Raw genomic sequence first — 15,445 nt, 5'->3', positions numbered from 1 at the left:
CTCCAGGCTCGCTGCCGCGGCGAATCATGTCCAGCGAGGCACCTACGGGTTCGTATCCGTTGAGCGCCGCCGTGAGTCCCCATGGTTGGTGGCTAGTGATCGTGGCGCAGACTGTTTCGCCTTCACGGAGCTCGCTGAGCGGGCGTCTCGATTCATCTGACATGGCGGCATCATCCTCCTCAGCCCACCACTCACCCCGGCTCCCATCCCGTTCGCCGTCGACCCACACACCGTGGAGCGGGCGTGGTTCAGGGGCGTCAAGGTGGAGCGCGCCACTGTACGAACGACCTTGACGCCCCTGGGCCGCGTCTGCTCGGCTCTGCCTGGGTCGACGGTGGGCGGGATGGGAGCACCCCGCACACGCCACGACGTGCCCGCGGCCGGGAACGGTGCCCCCTCCATCCCGGTGCCGGCCGAGCCCCCGCCGGAGGCATCGTCTTGTGGCCGCGGATAAGGTCTCGCCCTTGCCCGCTTGCACGCAGCGCGCCGCCGGGCGGGGCCGCCGCTGGCGAAGACAGGGCGGCGGCCCCGCCGACAAGGCGGCGCGCGCCCGCGCCGTGCGCGGGCCTTGATGAAGTAGAGAAAGTCTGACCGCATCGATGATCAGCACCGGTCCCGATCGTGGCCTGTCGGCTCTCCGCTCTGCTCGGCTACCGTTCCATGCATGCCTTCTGCACTGGACACGTCCAAGGGAGCGGCCGAACTCGCTGAGTCCCTGCTTCCTCAGCTCGGGAACCGCTGGCTGCACACTCAGGCCGTGGCCGCTCGGGCCCGTGAGGCTTCCGCGGCTGTGTCCGAGGCTGACCGGGATCTCCTCGTCGCTGCCGCATGGCTGCATGACATCGGGTACGCGCCCGAGCTGCGTGACACCGGGTTCCATCCCCTCGACGGCGCTCGGCACCTCGAATCGCTGGGGGCGCCGGCGCGCCTGGTGCGGCTCGTCGCTCATCACTCCGGAGCCGTGTACGAGGCGGAACAGCGTGGGCTTTCGGCAGAGCTGGCCGTCTATGAGCGGGAGGATTCGCCGGTCCTGGATGCCCTCATTCTGGCCGACATGACGACCGGTCCCGCCGGGCAGTCCTTCGACTTCGACACCCGGATTGACGAGATCCTCGTCCGCTACGAGCCGGGCACTGAGGTGCACAACGCGATCAGCAAGGCACGGCCGTACCTCAAGGCCGCTGTCTCACGGACTCTCGACCGCATGGCGCATCAGCCGATGTAGGGCTCTGTCCGGTCGGTCAGGCCGTGCTCGATCCGCATGTGCATCGACGGGTGGATGTTCAGCTCGTCCAGCTTGCCCGGGTCGACGAATGCGACTTCCTTGCTCTCGCTACTCGTCCGCAGCTGGCCGCCCGTGATGCGGGCGTGGAAGCAGATGGAGAACTGTTGGCGGACCTCGCCGTCGTCGTACGCCATGACGTGGCCAGGGTTGGTGTAGATGCCGACGAGGCCGGTCACCTCCACGTCGAAGCCGGTCTCTTCCTTCGTCTCGCGTACCGCCGCGTCCGGAGCTGACTCGCCCAGGTCGATGCCACCGCCGGGCAGGGCCCAGAGGTCGTTGTCGGTCTTGTGGATCAGCAGGACGTGCCCCGCCTCGTTGCGCGCCACGGCGGTCACGGAGGGAACGAGGCTGTTCGCCTTCGGGGCGTTCGGATCGTTGAAGTAGTCGACACGGGCCATGTGTTCAGCGTCGCACGTCCCGGGCCTGCTACGCCGCCCGGCCCCGCTCCCATGCGTAGTCGAAGCTCCGCATGTAGTGCCGGAAGGTCCGCGCTCCGGGGAGGTACCGGAAGTGCATCACCGGGTTCTGCCCGGCGGGGGCTCCGAGGACGTGCGGGTTCACGAGAACGTCCTCGTCGAAGCGGTAGATCGAGTTGTAGAGGATCGTGTCGTGCAGCCGGACTTCCACCCCGGGCGTCGACATGGCGGGCTCGAGGTAGCGACGGGTGATCCGGGCACGTGCGGCCAGGTCGTCGCCGATGCCCTCCTCTTCGCCGCGCTGGCGGACTGCTTCGGAGTCGGGGTCTCCGAGCAGGATGCGGACCTGGGCGCCGGCCTTCGCTTTCTCGGCCAACAGGTCCGGCAGATCGGGATGGCCGTCGAAGAGGAAGAGGCCTGCGTAGACGAGGATGTCGAGCTGATCCGTCGCCTTCTCGATGAGCGATGACCACAGCGGTGCGGGCACTGCACCACGGTGCGGGTAGTACGTGATCAGCTCGGACGTGCTGGCCTTCTCCGCCTGCTTCTCCACCGTCGGCCAGAGATAGACCTCGTCGACTCCGAGGAAGCTCGCTGCCTTCCAGCGGTGTCCGCGGTGCGGAGTGCGGCTGGTGGTGATCCACCGCTCGACGCTCTTGGGATCCACTCCGACATGTTCGGCAACGGACTGGATCGTCTTGCCCTTCGCTGAAATCGCCGCGCGCAGACGCTCGTTCGCCATGACGTGCCCTTCACTGGGACCGCTAGGGACGTTTTGACGGTAGCTCAGACGTCCCCAAACGTCCATACGGACGGTGATGCGTCCAGCCTCTCTCACGGTCTCCTGATCTCACCGACGGGATGTCGGTCAACGCCTCACTGCTACAGGAGACAAGACGATGCGTCAGATCCCCGTGGACACCGCAAACGCCACCGTGATGGTCGCCAAGGCCCCGCAGCCCAAGGTGAAGGATCGCCGTACCGGTGAGATCGCCGTCGACAAGGACGGCATCACGCTGATGGTCGTGGAGGTCATGTTCTCCACGCCCGACGAGGTGGAGATCCTCAAGCTCACCGTTCCGCAGCCCGGCGTCTCCGAGGACCTGGCCATGGGCACTCCCGTGGTCCTCACGGGCCTGGTCGCCTCGCCGTGGGAGAACGAGTTCAACGGCCAGAAGCGGCACGGGATCGCCTTCCGCGCAGTCGCGGTGACCTCGCTGGCCGCCGGCGCCTCGCAGCCGAAGGCGGCCTGAGTCATGACGTGGCTGTTAATCGCCCTGGTGCTGGTCGTCGCTGCTGCGGGTCTCCTGCGGTGGCGGCGCCCCGCCTGGTACTGGCTGACCTTCGGGGTCACCCTCGCCGCGCTGCGGATCCTTCTCCGTTACGGCTCGGTCATGGACGCCTGCGGCCTGACCGTCCCGGCCCCGCGCTGGCGCCTGACCGTGGCGCGGGTGACCAACCGGCCGATTCCCGGTCCGCGGGCTCCGCGCATCCTGCGCCTTCGGGTGACCCGGACGGGCCTGGTGCTGCGGCTCAAGCTCCGGCCTGGTCAGGACGCCTTCGACGTGGCCGCCTCGTGTGACCGGCTGCGGCACTCCTTCGCCCTGTACGGCGTGACCTCGCGTGAGCTGCGCTCGGGCGTGGTCGAGGTGCGGATGACCGGCTATGACGTGCTCAAGCGGGTGCAGATGCCGGCCCTGGTCGACACCCGGCCGATGCGGGTCCCGGTTGCCCTGCGCGAGGACGGGGCCGTGCACTACCGCGACTACCGGGCCGTGCCGCACGCGCTCACCCTGGGCGCCACGGAGTCCGGCAAGTCCGTCTACCAGCGCAACCTCGTCGCCGCTCTCGCCCCGCAGCACGTGGCCCTGGTCGGCATCGACTGCAAGCAGGGGGTCGAGCTGTTCCCGCTGGCCCGCCGCTTCTCCGCGCTCGCCGACAACCCCGACACCGCCGCCGAACTCCTCGACGCCCTCGTGGCCCACATGCAGGACGTGTATCGGCTCATCCGGGCCGAGCAGCGGATCACCGCGGACGTGCCGGACGCGGAGATCGCCGCCGACATCTGGGACCTGCCCGAGGACCTGCGCCCGACACCGGTCGTGGTGCTGGTCGACGAGGTCGCCGAACTCGCCCTGTACGCCAGCAAGGAGGAGGAGAAGCGGCGGGATCGGATCATCACCGCCCTGGCCCGCCTCGCGCAGCTCGGCCGGGCCGCCGGGATCTATCTGGAGATCTGCGGGCAGCGCTTCGGCTCCGAACTCGGCAAGGGCATCACCATGCTCCGCGCCCAGCTCACCGGCCGCACCGCGCACCGGGTCAACGACGAATCCTCGGCGAACATGGCCTTCGGCGACATCGCCCCGGATGCCGTGCTGGCCGCGATCCAGATCCCTACCGACACCCCGGGCGTCGCCGTCACCGGTGACTCGTCCGGCGGCTGGGCCCGGATCCGTGCCCCGCATACCTCGCTGCGGCAGGCCGTGAACACCTGCAACCGGCACGCCGAGCTGACCCCGGACCTGCCCGCCCTGGCCCCGTTCCGGCCCGTCCTCGGCACCCTCGCCCCGGTTCCGGCCCCGGCCGTCGAGTCGGCCCCGGCCGCCGCCTGACCCCGCTCGGGAGGTTCCTCATGCCCACCGCGAAGAAGCCCGCCACCCGCCGCACGACCAAGCCGAAGCCGGAGCCCGCGAAGTGCCCCGACTGCGACGGCAAGGGCGAGACCGCCGAAACCGTCCGCGTCGGCGCTCGCAAGGGCCGCGCCACCGACAACCACCAGACCGCCCTGTGCCTCACCTGCTGGGGCACCGGCCACGCCGCCGACTGAGCCAGGAAGGACACGCCTCATGACCCGCTCCGCCCTGCGCGTGGACGCCGTCCTGGTACAGGCCGTCATCGCCGGCGCCCTGTCCTTCGCCCACCTGCACGACCTCGCCGCCGCCGCGGGACAGGACGGCTGGAAGGCCTGGGCCTACCCCGTCTCCGTGGATCTGCTGCTGGTCGCCGCCTGGCGCCGGCTGCGCACCGACGGACCGTCCCAACTGGCCTGGTGCTGGTTCCTGATCGCCCTGGTCGCCTCCCTCGGCGCGAACGTCGCCACCGCCGGACTCCTCGACCTGAACGACGTCCCGGCCTGGCTGCGCATCCTCGTCGCCGCCTGGCCCGCCCTGGCCTTCATGGGCGGCACCCTCCTCGCCCACTCCTCCGCCGACACCTCCCCGGCACCCACCGCACCGGACCCGGACCCCGTGCCCGAGGCGGAACCGGAGCCGCCCGCCGTCGCCGACCCGGACCCCACCCCGGCCCCGGTGGCTGCCGCCGACGACACCCCGGCCCTCCCGGCCGCCGACCCGGCTCCCACCCCGCCGCCGGCGGCGCCGGTCCCGGCCGCGCTGGTCGACCACGCCCGCAAGGTCGCCGCCGACCACCACGCCCGCACCGGCACCCGGATCGACCCCGACACCCTGCGCGCCCGCCTCGGCGTCCCGCCGCACCTGGCCGACGCCATCGCCGCCCAACTCACCTGACACCGAAGGGAGAAACACCCGTGACCCGTGACCCGGCCGACCTGACCGCCGCCGACCACCTCGACGCCGCCCGCGAGATGACCGCCGCCGACCGGCCCTACCTCGCCCACCTGCTCGCCGAGGAAGCCGCCCGCCGCACCGCCGACCCGGCTACCGCCGCCGGCATCCGGGCCTCCTTCCCCGACCCGACCACCACCCGGACGGAGACCAACTGACATGCCCGCCCGCGACTTCTTCCACTCCGTGATGCGGATCGGCCCGGTGCAGATCGGCACCCACCGCGACCGCCACGGCACCACCAAGCACGCCGCCGTCTGCGCCAACGACGGCTGCGGCTGGTCCGCCGACTACACCAGCCAGTCCGCCGCCCAGCTCGCCGCCCGCACCCACCGCTGCAAGGTCCGCTAGGAGGCCACCCATGGACGTCCCGCTCTGGTTCGCCCTGCTCTGCATCGGAGTCCTCGGCGTCAAGCTCGTCCGCCCGCCCTGGTGGCTCATCGCCGTGCTCCTCCTCGGCGGCTACCTCCTCGCCGACAGCCTGCTCGCCCCGGTCATCGACACCGCCGTCAAGTAACCCCCGAAAGGAGATCCGCCCATGCTCCGGCCCAAGCCCCCGACCATGCCCCAGCCCACCGGCCACCTCACCCCGCCCACCGCCATCCAGCCGACCACCATCACCCCCGCCACCCCGACCCCGCCGCCGGCCCCGGTCGTCCCGGCGCCGTCCCGCCCGACGGTTCAACTCACCCCGGGCACAGCGCTCGCCCTGGTCGGCGGCGGCACCGCCGTGGTCCTGGTCGTCGGCACGGTCCTGGTCTCGCTGCTGCTGGCGGTCGCCGTCACCGGGGTTTCGGTCGCCGTGGTCGCCGTCGTCCTGCGGCTGCTCGTCAACGACCTGCACAAGGAGCGGTGAGCCGTGGAAACCCTGATCGCCGCCGCACTACCGGCGCTTGGCTGGGCCGTTCACGGCGGCCTCCTGGTCCGCCGCCTGGCCACCGCCCGCCGCGACCCGCTCACGGGCCTGCACACCCGCGCCGGATGGACCACCCGCGCCGAACACCTGCTCACCCGGCACCCGGCCGCGCTGGTCGTCCTGATCGACCTGGACGACTTCAAGAGCGTCAACGACACGCACGGCCACGGTGCCGGGGACGCCGTGCTCACCGCGACCGCCTGCCGGCTGCGGGACTGGAGCGGTCGCCATGGCGTCGCCGCCCGCCTCGGAGGAGACGAGTTCGCGGCCATCGTCACCGACCCCGCCCGCACTTTGGGGGCGAGCGCACTGCACGCCGCCCTGTGCCGGCCCGTCGCTCACGACGGACACCTTCTGCCGGTCTCCGCCTCGGTTGGCTTCTGCCACCGCACCGACCTGCCGGTGCCGACTCTCACCGACGCGCTGTCCGCGGCCGACGCCGCAATGTACGCGGCTAAGGGCCACGGCAGGCGTAACGGCCGCAACTGACCAACCCCCGGAGCGGCCTCGGTCGCCAAACTTCCGCCGCTCCGGGGGCCCACCCCTTCCAGATCCAACGGACCCGAAAAGGGAGATCCCATGATGCCCCAGCGCACCCCGGCCGCGCGCGTCTGCCGCGACTGCGACGGCTTCCCCATCGTCGCCATCACCACCGGCACCCGCCACCGCGACGGCACCCGCACCACCCTCCGCGTCACCTGCCCGACCTGCCGGGGCACCGGCCACCCCCGTCCCACCGCCGCCGTCCGGGCCGGGAGGTAAGGACGTGACCGACACCGCCACCCCGGCGGGCCTGGACCCGGTCACCCTCGGCGATCTGCTGCGGGTGGCCGGGTCCCCGGGCTTCGACCGCTGGCAAGACCAGATCCGCCGCACCGGCGGCTGCGCCGACCCCATCCACCTGACCGGCTGGACCCTGACCAAGGACAAGACCACCGGCGCTACCCTGCACCACTACTCGACCGAGACTGAGCCGGGCGGACGCCTCCGCGTCGCCTGCGGCAACCGCCGCGCCTCCCGCTGTCCGGCCTGCGCCTGGACGTATGCGGGCGACACCTACCACCTGATCCGCGCGGGCCTGGCCGGGGACGACCGCCGCGACATCCCCGCCACCGTCCGCGACCATCCCCGCGTGTTCGCCACCCTCACCGCGCCCTCGTTCGGCCCGGTCCACAACCGGCCCGACCGCGGCGCCTGCCGCTGCGGCACCCAACACGCCCCGGACACGCCCGAGCTGGGCACCGCCCTCGACCCGGCCACGTACGACTACGCGGGCGCCGTGCTGTTCAACAACCACGCCGGACAGCTCTGGCAGCGCTTCACCAACCGACTCCGCCGCGAGATCGCCGCCCGCGCCGGCCTCACCCAACGGGAACTGAAGGAGCGCGCCCGGCTGTCGTACGGCAAGGTCGCCGAGTTCCAGAAACGCGGCGCCGTGCACTTCCACGCCGTGATCCGCATCGACGGACCCGACGGGCCCGACACCCCGCCGCCATCCTGGGCCACCGTCGGCCTGCTCGCCGACGCGATCCGCGCCGCCGCCGTGCACTCCTACACCTCGGTGTCCGTCCCGGCCGTCGACGGCCAACCGGCCCGCACCTTCCGGTGGGGCACCCAGCTCGACGTCCGGCCGGTCAAGGCGTTCGGGGACGGCTCCGACATCACAGAGCAAGCCGTCGCCTCCTACGTCGCCAAGTACGCCACCAAGGCGGCCGAGAACACCGGCACCCTCGACCGCCGCATTGGGGAGCTATCCGAACTCGACCGCCACGGCGTCCCCGTCCACGCCCGCCGCCTCATCGAAGCCTGCAAGATGCTCGACCCGCTCTACCCGGACCGGCGTCTGTGGGCCTGGGCGCACATGCTCGGCTTCCGCGGCCACTTCTCCTCGAAATCCCGCAGCTACTCCACCACCCTCGGCGCCCTCCGCCAGGCCCGCGCCGACTACCGCGCCGCCCAGGAACACGCCGCCCTCGGCCTCGACGACCACGACCGCGAGCCGGACACCGTCCTGGTCCTCGCCGACTGGCAGTACGCCGGACACGGCCACACCCCCGGTGAATCCGCCCTCGCCGCCACCATCGCCCGCGACATCCAACTCAATCGCCAAACCGCCCGCGAAGAACTCGCAGCCCTGGAAGGAGCCTGACGTGAAAGACGAGCTGATGACCGTCCCGCAGATCCTTGATGAGCTCGGCGGAGTGTCGCGGCGGACGTTCTACCGGTGGCGCGAGCTCGGGCAGGGGCCAGCTGCCTTCAAGCTTCCCAACGGGGAACTGCGAGTTTGGCGGAGCGACTTCCGGACCTGGTTGCGGCAGTTGGAGGCCGCCGCGTGAAGTCTCTCGACGTGAAGGTCTGGGGGGTTCGAAAGAGGAACACGAAAAAGTCGTCCTATGACGTCCGGTGGATCGTGGGCGGGAATGTGTTCTCCGACCAGTTCCGCACCAAGGGGCTGGCGGATCACTACCGTTCCAAGCTCCTTCGGGCCGCTCATGGAGGCGAGGAGTTCGACACGGTCACGGGGCTGCCTGACTCGATGGTCGAAAAGGCGTCCTCTATGAGCTGGTACGCCTTCGCTCTGAGGTACCTCGCCATGAAGTGGCCGCACGCCGCTCCCAACACGCGTAATGGCATCAACGAGTCGCTGACCGCGGTGACCATGACCCTGCTCGACGATCGACCAGGCCGGCCGCCGGAGGAACTGATCAGGAGGGCGCTCCGTAACTGGGCTTTTGTCCTTCCGGGTCCGGATGACCGCGAACTGCCGGATGAGATCGCGCACGCGCTGCACTGGGTGTCGAAGGCTTCCCGTCCCCTCGCCGATCTCGGCGATGCTGCGATTGCCAGGGCCGTGCTGGACGCGTTGAAGCTGAAACTGGACGGCACAGCGGCAGCTGCGGAGACTGTTCGGCGCAAGCGCCGGACACTCGTCAACGCCCTGCACTACGCGGTGGACCTCGGGGAGTTCAAAGAGAACCCGATCACTGGCATTCGCTGGAAGAAACCGAAGGTCGCCGGAGAAGTCGATCCACGGGTGGTGGCCAATCCAGAGCAGGTGCGCTCCTTGTTGACTGCTGTGTCGTACGTCGGTGGGTATGGTCGGGCTCGCGGCCGTCGACTGGTGGGCCTGTTCGCCTGCATGTATTACGGGGCCTTCCGCCCCGCTGAGGCTGTGGGCCTCACCGCGGCAGATTTGAAGCTGCCGGAGACAGGCTGGGGCACGGCGTTGCTGCACCGGACGCGCCCCAGTGCCGGCAAGCAGTGGACGGACTCGGGGGAGACCCATGATGACCGGGGCCTGAAGAATCGGCCTGCCGAGGAGGTGCGGCTCGTGCCGATCCCGCCCCAGCTCGTTGCCGTCCTTAGACAGCACCTCGATACCTTCAGCACCGCCGAGGACGGGCGACTGTTCACCAATGAGCGTGGGGGAGTGGTCGGCTCCTCGACGTACTACCGCGTATGGCAGGAGGCTCGTGCGCTCGCTCTCCCGCCGGCCGCGGGGGCCTCACCGCTCGCTGCCCGTCCGTACGACCTGCGACACTCGGCGTTGTCCACCTGGCTCAACGCCGGTGTCGACCCGACGGAGGTCGCCGAACGCGCAGGTAACAGCGTGGAGGTCTTGCTGAGCCGGTACGCAAAATGCATCGACGGGCGGCAAGAGGTTGTCAATCGCAAGATCGAAGAGTTGCTGCGCGAGTACGAGTGACACGTACGTGAGTCGTTAGCCCCCAGCCCGCATGGACTGGGGGCTTCGCCGTATCTCGGCCGCGTGTCGTCGGTCGCTGGTTGTTGGCTGCACCTGCCGCGTCGCATTTTGTATCGCTGGTGGACTGCTGCCCCAGGGGGTACGTCCGGTTCACGCTCTACGCCTGGGCTGACGGACTGGCGACCCTCACGGTATGGGGCTTTTAGAGAAGGAACCGCGGTGGCTGAGTGGTGGGCAGTCCCGTTGCCCTGACTGTGGGCTGTTGCAGGACCGGGTGCCGACGCTTGAGCAGGACTGGGTGCTGCTGGAGCCGGACATGAATCCCCTGGCTCATACGGTGCCGGCGGAGCATCGGTGGATCGAACTGTCCGATGGGCGGGTGACGGTCTACGGGGTGTGTCCGCCGGATCAGTTCCAGCGGTGCCGCGTCGAGCACCGCCTCGCCTGCCCTGCGCAGCCTCTGCCGGATCTATGGCCGTGGTTGACGTCCCTGCGAGGGGAGAACGCGCGGCAAGTGGAGCGACAGAACGATCCGGAGCAGCCTCCTGAGGAGTGGCCGGACGCCGGCTGATGGATGCTCCGGAAACCCTGGGGCTGACCAGGGGAGACAGCCCATGTTCCTGTCCACGAATAGTCCACAGGCCCCGGCATACGGCCGCTCAGGACGGCACACGGCTGCACATACGCGAAGACCCCGGCCTCAGCGTTTCCGCTGGTGACGGGGTCTTTGGGCACCTCATGCAGGGTGCCCCCGGCAGGATTCGAACCTGCGCACACGGCTCCGGAGGCCGTTGCTCTATCCCCTGAGCTACGGGGGCGTGTCGGTTGCGGTGATCGCTTCGACGGGTAGAACAGTACCAGTTCTGGTGGGGTGGTCATGAACCGGTTTTCCGTGGGCCGGGGGAGGTGGGAGTCACCCTGTGCGTTCGAGGAGCCACCCCTGGGGGTGGAAGTGGGGAAAACGCGGACGCGGTGGCCGGTCTCCACCTACTCTCGAGTTGTGCCAGGGGCGTCGCGCCGGGTGCTTGTTGTGGACGACAACAAGGTCATCCGGCAGTTGATCAGGGTCAATCTCGAGCTTGAGGGCATCGAGGTCGTGACCGCGGCCGATGGTGCCGAGTGTCTGGAAGTCGTCCATCAGGTGCGGCCCGACCTCGTCACCCTCGATGTCGTCATGCCGCGGCTCGACGGGCTCAGGACCGCGGCCCGGCTGCGTTCCGATCCCCGGACGCGTGACCTTCCGCTCGCCATCATCAGTGCCTGTACCCAGTACGAGGTCGAGAGCGGGCTCGATGTCGGCGTTGACGTCTTCCTTGCCAAGCCCTTCGAGCCCACTGAACTCGTGCGGATCGTATGGCAGTTGATCGAGCGGCGGAGGCGGGGGAGCAGCGGTGGGAACGGCGCGGGTGGCGGTGGGATGAGCGGTGGCAGTGGCCTCGGGGGTGCCGAGTGGGCCGCCGGGCACGCTCCGGGGTAGCCGGGCCCGGGTCTGTCCATCGGAGCGTCCACATGGCGGGATCGCGGCCGCACCGACTCGCCTCCCCACCCCCCTCCTCCCCTACCCTTGTCCCGTGACCCCCGTCGAGCTCTCCCGTACCGTGCTGCGCGCGGTGCGCTGTGCTGTCGACGACGGGGAGCTGCGGGTGGCCGTGCCCGAGCGGGTCGTCGTCGCTCCGCCGGGGCCCGGGGGGTGCGGGGAGTACGCCACCAACGTCGCCCTTCAGCTGGCCCGCCCGGCCGGGCGGACGTCGCGGCACGTGGCCGAGGTTCTCCGGACCCGTCTTCTGCGCGCCGACGGCATCGGGGATGTCGTCATCACCGGGCCCGGGTTCATCAACATCAGCCTGCGCGGGTCCGCCGCCCCCCTCGCCCTCGTGGAGGAGATCCTCGGCGCGGGTGACATCCCTTACGGGCATCGGCCGGAGGCGAGCGGGGAGCGTCTGCTGCTGCATGGTGCGGCCGAGGTGCGTGCCTTCGTCCAGCTGGATGCGCTTGCCCGGATCCTGCGCTCCCAGGGACACCTCGTGCGGACCGGCTGCGATGTTCCGCCCGAGCCCGAGTGGATCGCCGTGCTCGGGGGCGGAGTCGAGCACCTGCCCGCCCATCACCAGCCCGGTGCGGCCCCCGACACCCCCCGGATCGAGATCCGCCCCGTGCCCGCCCCCGCCGACCCGCTGCCGCTCGGCCGGGATGCCGCGCGGTGGGCGTTGCTGCGGCCCGCGGCGTACGACCGGCCGCGGATCGGTGCGGAGCACCTGGCCCAGCGGGAGAGCAACCCCCTTTTCCGGGTGCGGTACGCCCACGCCCGGACCCGTGCCCTCCTGCGCAACGCCGCCGACCTCGGGTTCGGTCCCGAGCCCGGCCCCGTGAGCGGGAGCGCGGCCCGGCCGTTGCTCGCCGCCCTCGCCGACCACCCCCGCGTTCTCGCGGCCGCCGCACGCCACCGTGCCCCCGACCGGCTCGCCCGGCATCTCGTCACCGTCGCCGATGCCACGCAGCCGCTGCTCCCCGCCGTGCTGCCGCTCGGCGCGGAGAAACCCTCGGCCGTCCACCGCGCCCGGCTCGCGCTCGCCGAAGCCGCCGGGACGGTGCTGGCCGACGGCCTGTCCCTGCTCGGCATCGACGCCCCCGACCATCTTTGAGAGAGCACGCGAAGAATGAGCCGTTCCGCACATCCCGCCGGGCCCCGTTACGCCGACGTACTTCCTGAGGGGCATTACTCCGCACCGCCCGCCGACCTCAACGCCCTCGACCCGAAGGTGTGGGCGCAGACCGTCAGCCGTGACGAGGACGGTGCGCTCACCGTCGGCGGGATCCCCGTCACACGGCTCGCCGAGGAGTTCGGCACCCCCGCCTACATCCTCGACGAGACCGACTTCCGGGCCCGCGCGCGGGCCTGGAGCACCGCCTTCGGGGACGACGCCGACGTGTTCTACGCCGGCAAGGCGTTCCTCTCCCGGGCCGTCGTACGGTGGCTCCACGAGGAAGGGCTGAACCTCGACGTCTGCTCCGGCGGGGAACTGGCCACCGCCCTGTCCGCCGGTATGCCCGCCGACCGGATCGCCTTCCACGGCAACAACAAGTCCGTGGCCGAGATCCACCGGGCCATCGAGGCCGGCGTCGGCCGGATCGTGCTCGACTCCTTCCAGGAGATCGTCCGGGTCGCGCACATCGCGCAGTCGCTCGGCAGGCGGCAGCGGGTGCAGATCCGTATCACCGTCGGCGTCGAGGCGCACACCCACGAGTTCATCGCCACCGCGCACGAGGACCAGAAGTTCGGGATCCCGCTCGCCGGCGGGCAGGCCGCCGAGGCCGTGCGGCGGGCGCTCCAGCTGGACGGTCTTGAGGTCATCGGAATCCACTCGCACATCGGGTCGCAGATCTTCGACATGTCCGGGTTCGAGGTCGCCGCCCACCGGGTCGTCGGGCTGCTCAAGGAGATCCGGGACGAGCACGGGGTCGAACTGCCCGAGATCGACCTCGGTGGCGGCCTCGGCATCGCCTACACCAGCGACGACGACCCCCGCGAGCCGCACGAGATCGCCAAGGCGCTGACCGAGATCGTCACCCGCGAGTGCGAGGCCGCCCGCCTCGCCACCCCCCGCATCTCCGTCGAACCCGGGCGGGCCATCGTCGGCCCGACCGCCTTCACGGTGTACGAGGTCGGCACCATCAAGCCGCTCGACGGGCTGCGTACGTACGTCTCCGTCGACGGCGGGATGTCGGACAACATCCGTACCGCGCTGTACGACGCCGAGTACAGCGTCTCCCTCGTCTCCCGCAGCTCCGACGCCGAACCGATGCTCTGCCGGGTCGTCGGCAAGCACTGCGAGAGTGGTGACATCGTGGTGCGCGACGCCTTCCTGCCGGGGGACCTGGCGCCGGGTGACCTGATCGCCGTACCGGCCACCGGCGCGTACTGCCGGTCGATGGCGAGCAACTACAACCACGTGCTCCGCCCGCCCGTCGTCGCCGTCGCGGACGGCCAGGCGCGGGTCATCGTCCGCCGCGAGACCGAGGACGACCTCCTCCGTCTCGACGTCGGGTGAGGAGAGAAGGAACGGCGGAAGAGCGGGGCGGAAGAGAACAACAGCAGAAGCAACAGGGGCGGGAAGGCGGAAGATCTTCGGTTCTTCCGGCTTCCCGATGAAATTGATGTCTCACGATCCGGACAAAGGGAAGAAACTTCCGTCCGGTGAGTGAGACTGGTGCAACCTAGACGGTAATCAGGAAACGAGGTCGGATGATGCGTACGCGTCCGCTGAAGGTGGCGCTGCTGGGCTGTGGAGTGGTCGGCTCAGAGGTGGCGCGCATCATGACGACGCAGGCCGCCGACCTCGCCGCCCGCATCGGGGCCCCGGTGGAACTCGCCGGGGTCGCCGTGCGGCGCCCGGACCGGGTGCGCGAGGGGATCGCCCCGGAGCTGGTCACCACCGACGCCACCGCCCTGGTCAAACGCGGCGACCTCGATGTCGTCGTCGAGGTCATCGGCGGGATCGAGCCCGCGCGGACGCTGATCACCACCGCCTTCGCGCACGGCGCGTCCGTCGTCTCCGCGAACAAGGCGCTGATCGCCCAGGACGGGGCCGCGCTGTACGCCGCCGCCGAGGAGCACGGCAAGGACCTCTACTACGAGGCCGCCGTCGCCGGTGCCATTCCGCTGATCCGGCCGCTGCGCGAGTCGCTCGCCGGCGACAAGGTCAACCGGGTGCTCGGCATCGTCAACGGCACCACCAACTTCATCCTCGACAAGATGGACTCCACCGGCGCCGGCTACCAGGAGGCGCTCGACGAGGCCACCGCCCTCGGGTACGCCGAGGCCGACCCGACCGCCGACGTCGAGGGCTTCGACGCCGCCGCCAAGGCCGCCATCCTCGCCGGGATCGCCTTCCACACGCGCGTGCGGCTCGACGACGTGCACCGCGAGGGCATGACCGAGGTCACCGCCGCCGACTTCGCCTCCGCGAGGGAGATGGGCTGCACCATCAAGCTGCTGGCCATCTGCGAGCGGGCCGCGGACGGTGGATCCGTCACCGCGCGGGTGCATCCGGCGATGATCCCGCTCGCCCACCCGCTGGCCTCGGTCCGCGGCGCGTACAACGCCGTGTTCGTGGAGTCGGAGGCCGCGGGACAGCTGATGTTCTACGGGCCCGGCGCCGGCGGGGCGCCCACCGCCTCCGCCGTACTCGGCGACCTCGTCGCCGTCTGCCGCAACCGGCTGGCCGGGACGACCGGACCGGGCGAGTCCGCCTACGCGGCGCTGCCCGTCTCCCCGATGGGCGAGGTCGTCACGCGCTACCACATCAGCCTCGACGTGGCCGACAAACCGGGTGTTCTCGCCCAGGTCGCGACCGTGTTCGCCGAGCACGGTGTCTCGATCGATACGGTTCGCCAGCAGGGCAAGGACGGGGAGGCCTCCCTCGTCGTCGTCACCCACCGTGCGTCCGACGCGGCCCTCGGCGGCACCGTCGACGCCTTGCGCAAGCTCGACACCGTGCGCGGTGTCGCCAGCATCATGCGGGTTGAAGGAGAGTAAGC

Annotated in this window: 21 protein-coding genes and 1 tRNA gene; 19 read left to right on the top strand and 3 right to left on the bottom strand. The window is 70.5% G+C overall.

The genetic code is table 11. The features are described 5' to 3' along the window. The first annotated feature begins 664 nt into the window (after positions 1-664). Positions 665-1,225, top strand: coding sequence for an HDIG domain-containing metalloprotein (locus ACIF80_RS00495; protein ID WP_399797513.1), 561 nt, complete (start codon positions 665-667; stop codon positions 1,223-1,225). Here the strand turns inward: ACIF80_RS00495 and ACIF80_RS00490 are convergent. After that, complete coding sequence (locus ACIF80_RS00490) at positions 1,213-1,683, bottom strand: NUDIX hydrolase (protein ID WP_399797510.1); 471 nt, start codon at positions 1,681-1,683, stop codon at positions 1,213-1,215. The genes ACIF80_RS00495 and ACIF80_RS00490 overlap by 13 nt on opposite strands. 28 nt (positions 1,684-1,711) lie before the next feature. Further along, a complete protein-coding gene (locus ACIF80_RS00485) occupies positions 1,712-2,443 on the bottom strand; it encodes an XRE family transcriptional regulator (protein WP_399797507.1) in 732 nt (243 codons plus the stop codon). A 157-nt stretch (positions 2,444-2,600) separates the two neighbouring features. Between ACIF80_RS00485 and ACIF80_RS00480 the strand changes: the two genes are divergently transcribed. From ACIF80_RS00480 to ACIF80_RS00415, 14 genes are all read left to right on the top strand, one after another. Further along, positions 2,601-2,954 (top strand): hypothetical protein, encoded by a 354-nt coding sequence (locus ACIF80_RS00480; protein WP_399797505.1) that lies wholly within the window; start codon positions 2,601-2,603, stop codon positions 2,952-2,954. Positions 2,955-2,957: 3 nt separating this feature from the next. Continuing rightward, on the top strand, positions 2,958-4,313 hold the full coding sequence (locus ACIF80_RS00475) for an FtsK/SpoIIIE domain-containing protein (protein WP_399797502.1): 1,356 nt from the start codon (positions 2,958-2,960) through the stop codon (positions 4,311-4,313). A 20-nt stretch (positions 4,314-4,333) separates the two neighbouring features. Then, entirely contained in the window at positions 4,334-4,528 is a 195-nt protein-coding gene (locus ACIF80_RS00470) for a hypothetical protein (RefSeq protein ID WP_399797500.1), read from the top strand. Positions 4,529-4,547: 19 nt separating this feature from the next. Beyond that, complete coding sequence (locus ACIF80_RS00465) at positions 4,548-5,228, top strand: DUF2637 domain-containing protein (RefSeq protein ID WP_399797498.1); 681 nt, start codon at positions 4,548-4,550, stop codon at positions 5,226-5,228. Between the two features lie 20 nt (positions 5,229-5,248). Further along, a complete protein-coding gene (locus ACIF80_RS00460) occupies positions 5,249-5,443 on the top strand; it encodes a hypothetical protein (RefSeq protein ID WP_399797495.1) in 195 nt (64 codons plus the stop codon). A 1-nt stretch (position 5,444) separates the two neighbouring features. Next, entirely contained in the window at positions 5,445-5,636 is a 192-nt protein-coding gene (locus ACIF80_RS00455) for a mobile element transfer protein (protein ID WP_399797493.1), read from the top strand. A gap of 10 nt (positions 5,637-5,646) precedes the next feature. Then, the gene (locus ACIF80_RS00450) at positions 5,647-5,802 is read left to right on the top strand and encodes a hypothetical protein (RefSeq protein ID WP_399797490.1); all 156 of its coding nucleotides are present in this window, start codon (positions 5,647-5,649) and stop codon (positions 5,800-5,802) included. A gap of 21 nt (positions 5,803-5,823) precedes the next feature. Next, positions 5,824-6,141 carry a SpdD-like protein gene (locus ACIF80_RS00445; protein ID WP_399797488.1) on the top strand — a complete coding sequence of 106 codons (318 nt, stop codon included), beginning with the start codon at positions 5,824-5,826 and terminating at the stop codon, positions 6,139-6,141. 3 nt (positions 6,142-6,144) lie between these two features. Next, positions 6,145-6,690 carry a GGDEF domain-containing protein gene (locus ACIF80_RS00440; RefSeq protein WP_399797485.1) on the top strand — a complete coding sequence of 182 codons (546 nt, stop codon included), beginning with the start codon at positions 6,145-6,147 and terminating at the stop codon, positions 6,688-6,690. A 93-nt stretch (positions 6,691-6,783) separates the two neighbouring features. After that, positions 6,784-6,963, top strand: coding sequence for a hypothetical protein (locus ACIF80_RS00435; protein ID WP_399799337.1), 180 nt, complete (start codon positions 6,784-6,786; stop codon positions 6,961-6,963). A gap of 4 nt (positions 6,964-6,967) precedes the next feature. Then, positions 6,968-8,350: a replication initiator protein RepSA gene (gene repSA / locus ACIF80_RS00430; RefSeq protein ID WP_399797482.1), complete on the top strand. Its 1,383-nt coding sequence runs from the start codon at positions 6,968-6,970 to the stop codon at positions 8,348-8,350. A 16-nt stretch (positions 8,351-8,366) separates the two neighbouring features. Further along, the gene (locus ACIF80_RS00425) at positions 8,367-8,537 is read left to right on the top strand and encodes an AlpA family transcriptional regulator (RefSeq protein ID WP_161270550.1); all 171 of its coding nucleotides are present in this window, start codon (positions 8,367-8,369) and stop codon (positions 8,535-8,537) included. After that, a complete protein-coding gene (locus ACIF80_RS00420) occupies positions 8,534-9,907 on the top strand; it encodes a tyrosine-type recombinase/integrase (protein WP_399797480.1) in 1,374 nt (457 codons plus the stop codon). Before ACIF80_RS00425 ends, ACIF80_RS00420 begins: the two co-directional genes overlap by 4 nt. Before the next feature lie 193 nt (positions 9,908-10,100). Beyond that, positions 10,101-10,478 (top strand): DUF6083 domain-containing protein, encoded by a 378-nt coding sequence (locus tag ACIF80_RS00415; RefSeq protein WP_399797478.1) that lies wholly within the window; start codon positions 10,101-10,103, stop codon positions 10,476-10,478. Between the two features lie 175 nt (positions 10,479-10,653). On the opposite strand, the gene ACIF80_RS00410 is transcribed toward ACIF80_RS00415, so the two are convergent. Then, positions 10,654-10,725: transfer RNA gene (locus tag ACIF80_RS00410), tRNA-Arg, on the bottom strand. Between the two features lie 59 nt (positions 10,726-10,784). On the opposite strand from ACIF80_RS00410, the gene ACIF80_RS00405 reads away from it, so the two are divergent. From ACIF80_RS00405 to ACIF80_RS00390, 4 genes are all read left to right on the top strand, one after another. Next, a complete protein-coding gene (locus tag ACIF80_RS00405; RefSeq protein ID WP_399797475.1) occupies positions 10,785-11,384 on the top strand; it encodes a response regulator in 600 nt (199 codons plus the stop codon). A gap of 94 nt (positions 11,385-11,478) precedes the next feature. Then, complete coding sequence (gene nrtL, locus ACIF80_RS00400; RefSeq protein WP_399797472.1) at positions 11,479-12,549, top strand: ArgS-related anticodon-binding protein NrtL; 1,071 nt, start codon at positions 11,479-11,481, stop codon at positions 12,547-12,549. A gap of 15 nt (positions 12,550-12,564) precedes the next feature. Beyond that, positions 12,565-13,956 carry a diaminopimelate decarboxylase gene (gene lysA, locus ACIF80_RS00395; RefSeq protein ID WP_399797469.1) on the top strand — a complete coding sequence of 464 codons (1,392 nt, stop codon included), beginning with the start codon at positions 12,565-12,567 and terminating at the stop codon, positions 13,954-13,956. Between the two features lie 194 nt (positions 13,957-14,150). After that, complete coding sequence (locus ACIF80_RS00390; RefSeq protein WP_388911650.1) at positions 14,151-15,443, top strand: homoserine dehydrogenase; 1,293 nt, start codon at positions 14,151-14,153, stop codon at positions 15,441-15,443. Positions 15,444-15,445: the final 2 nt, after the last annotated feature.

Origin of the sequence: Streptomyces sp. NPDC085927, from assembly GCF_044540975.1 — a bacterium.
GTDB lineage: Bacteria > Actinomycetota > Actinomycetes > Streptomycetales > Streptomycetaceae > Streptomyces > Streptomyces hirsutus.
The sequence above is the reverse complement of the archived record's forward strand: the minus strand, read 5'-3'. Positions and strand labels throughout refer to the sequence as shown.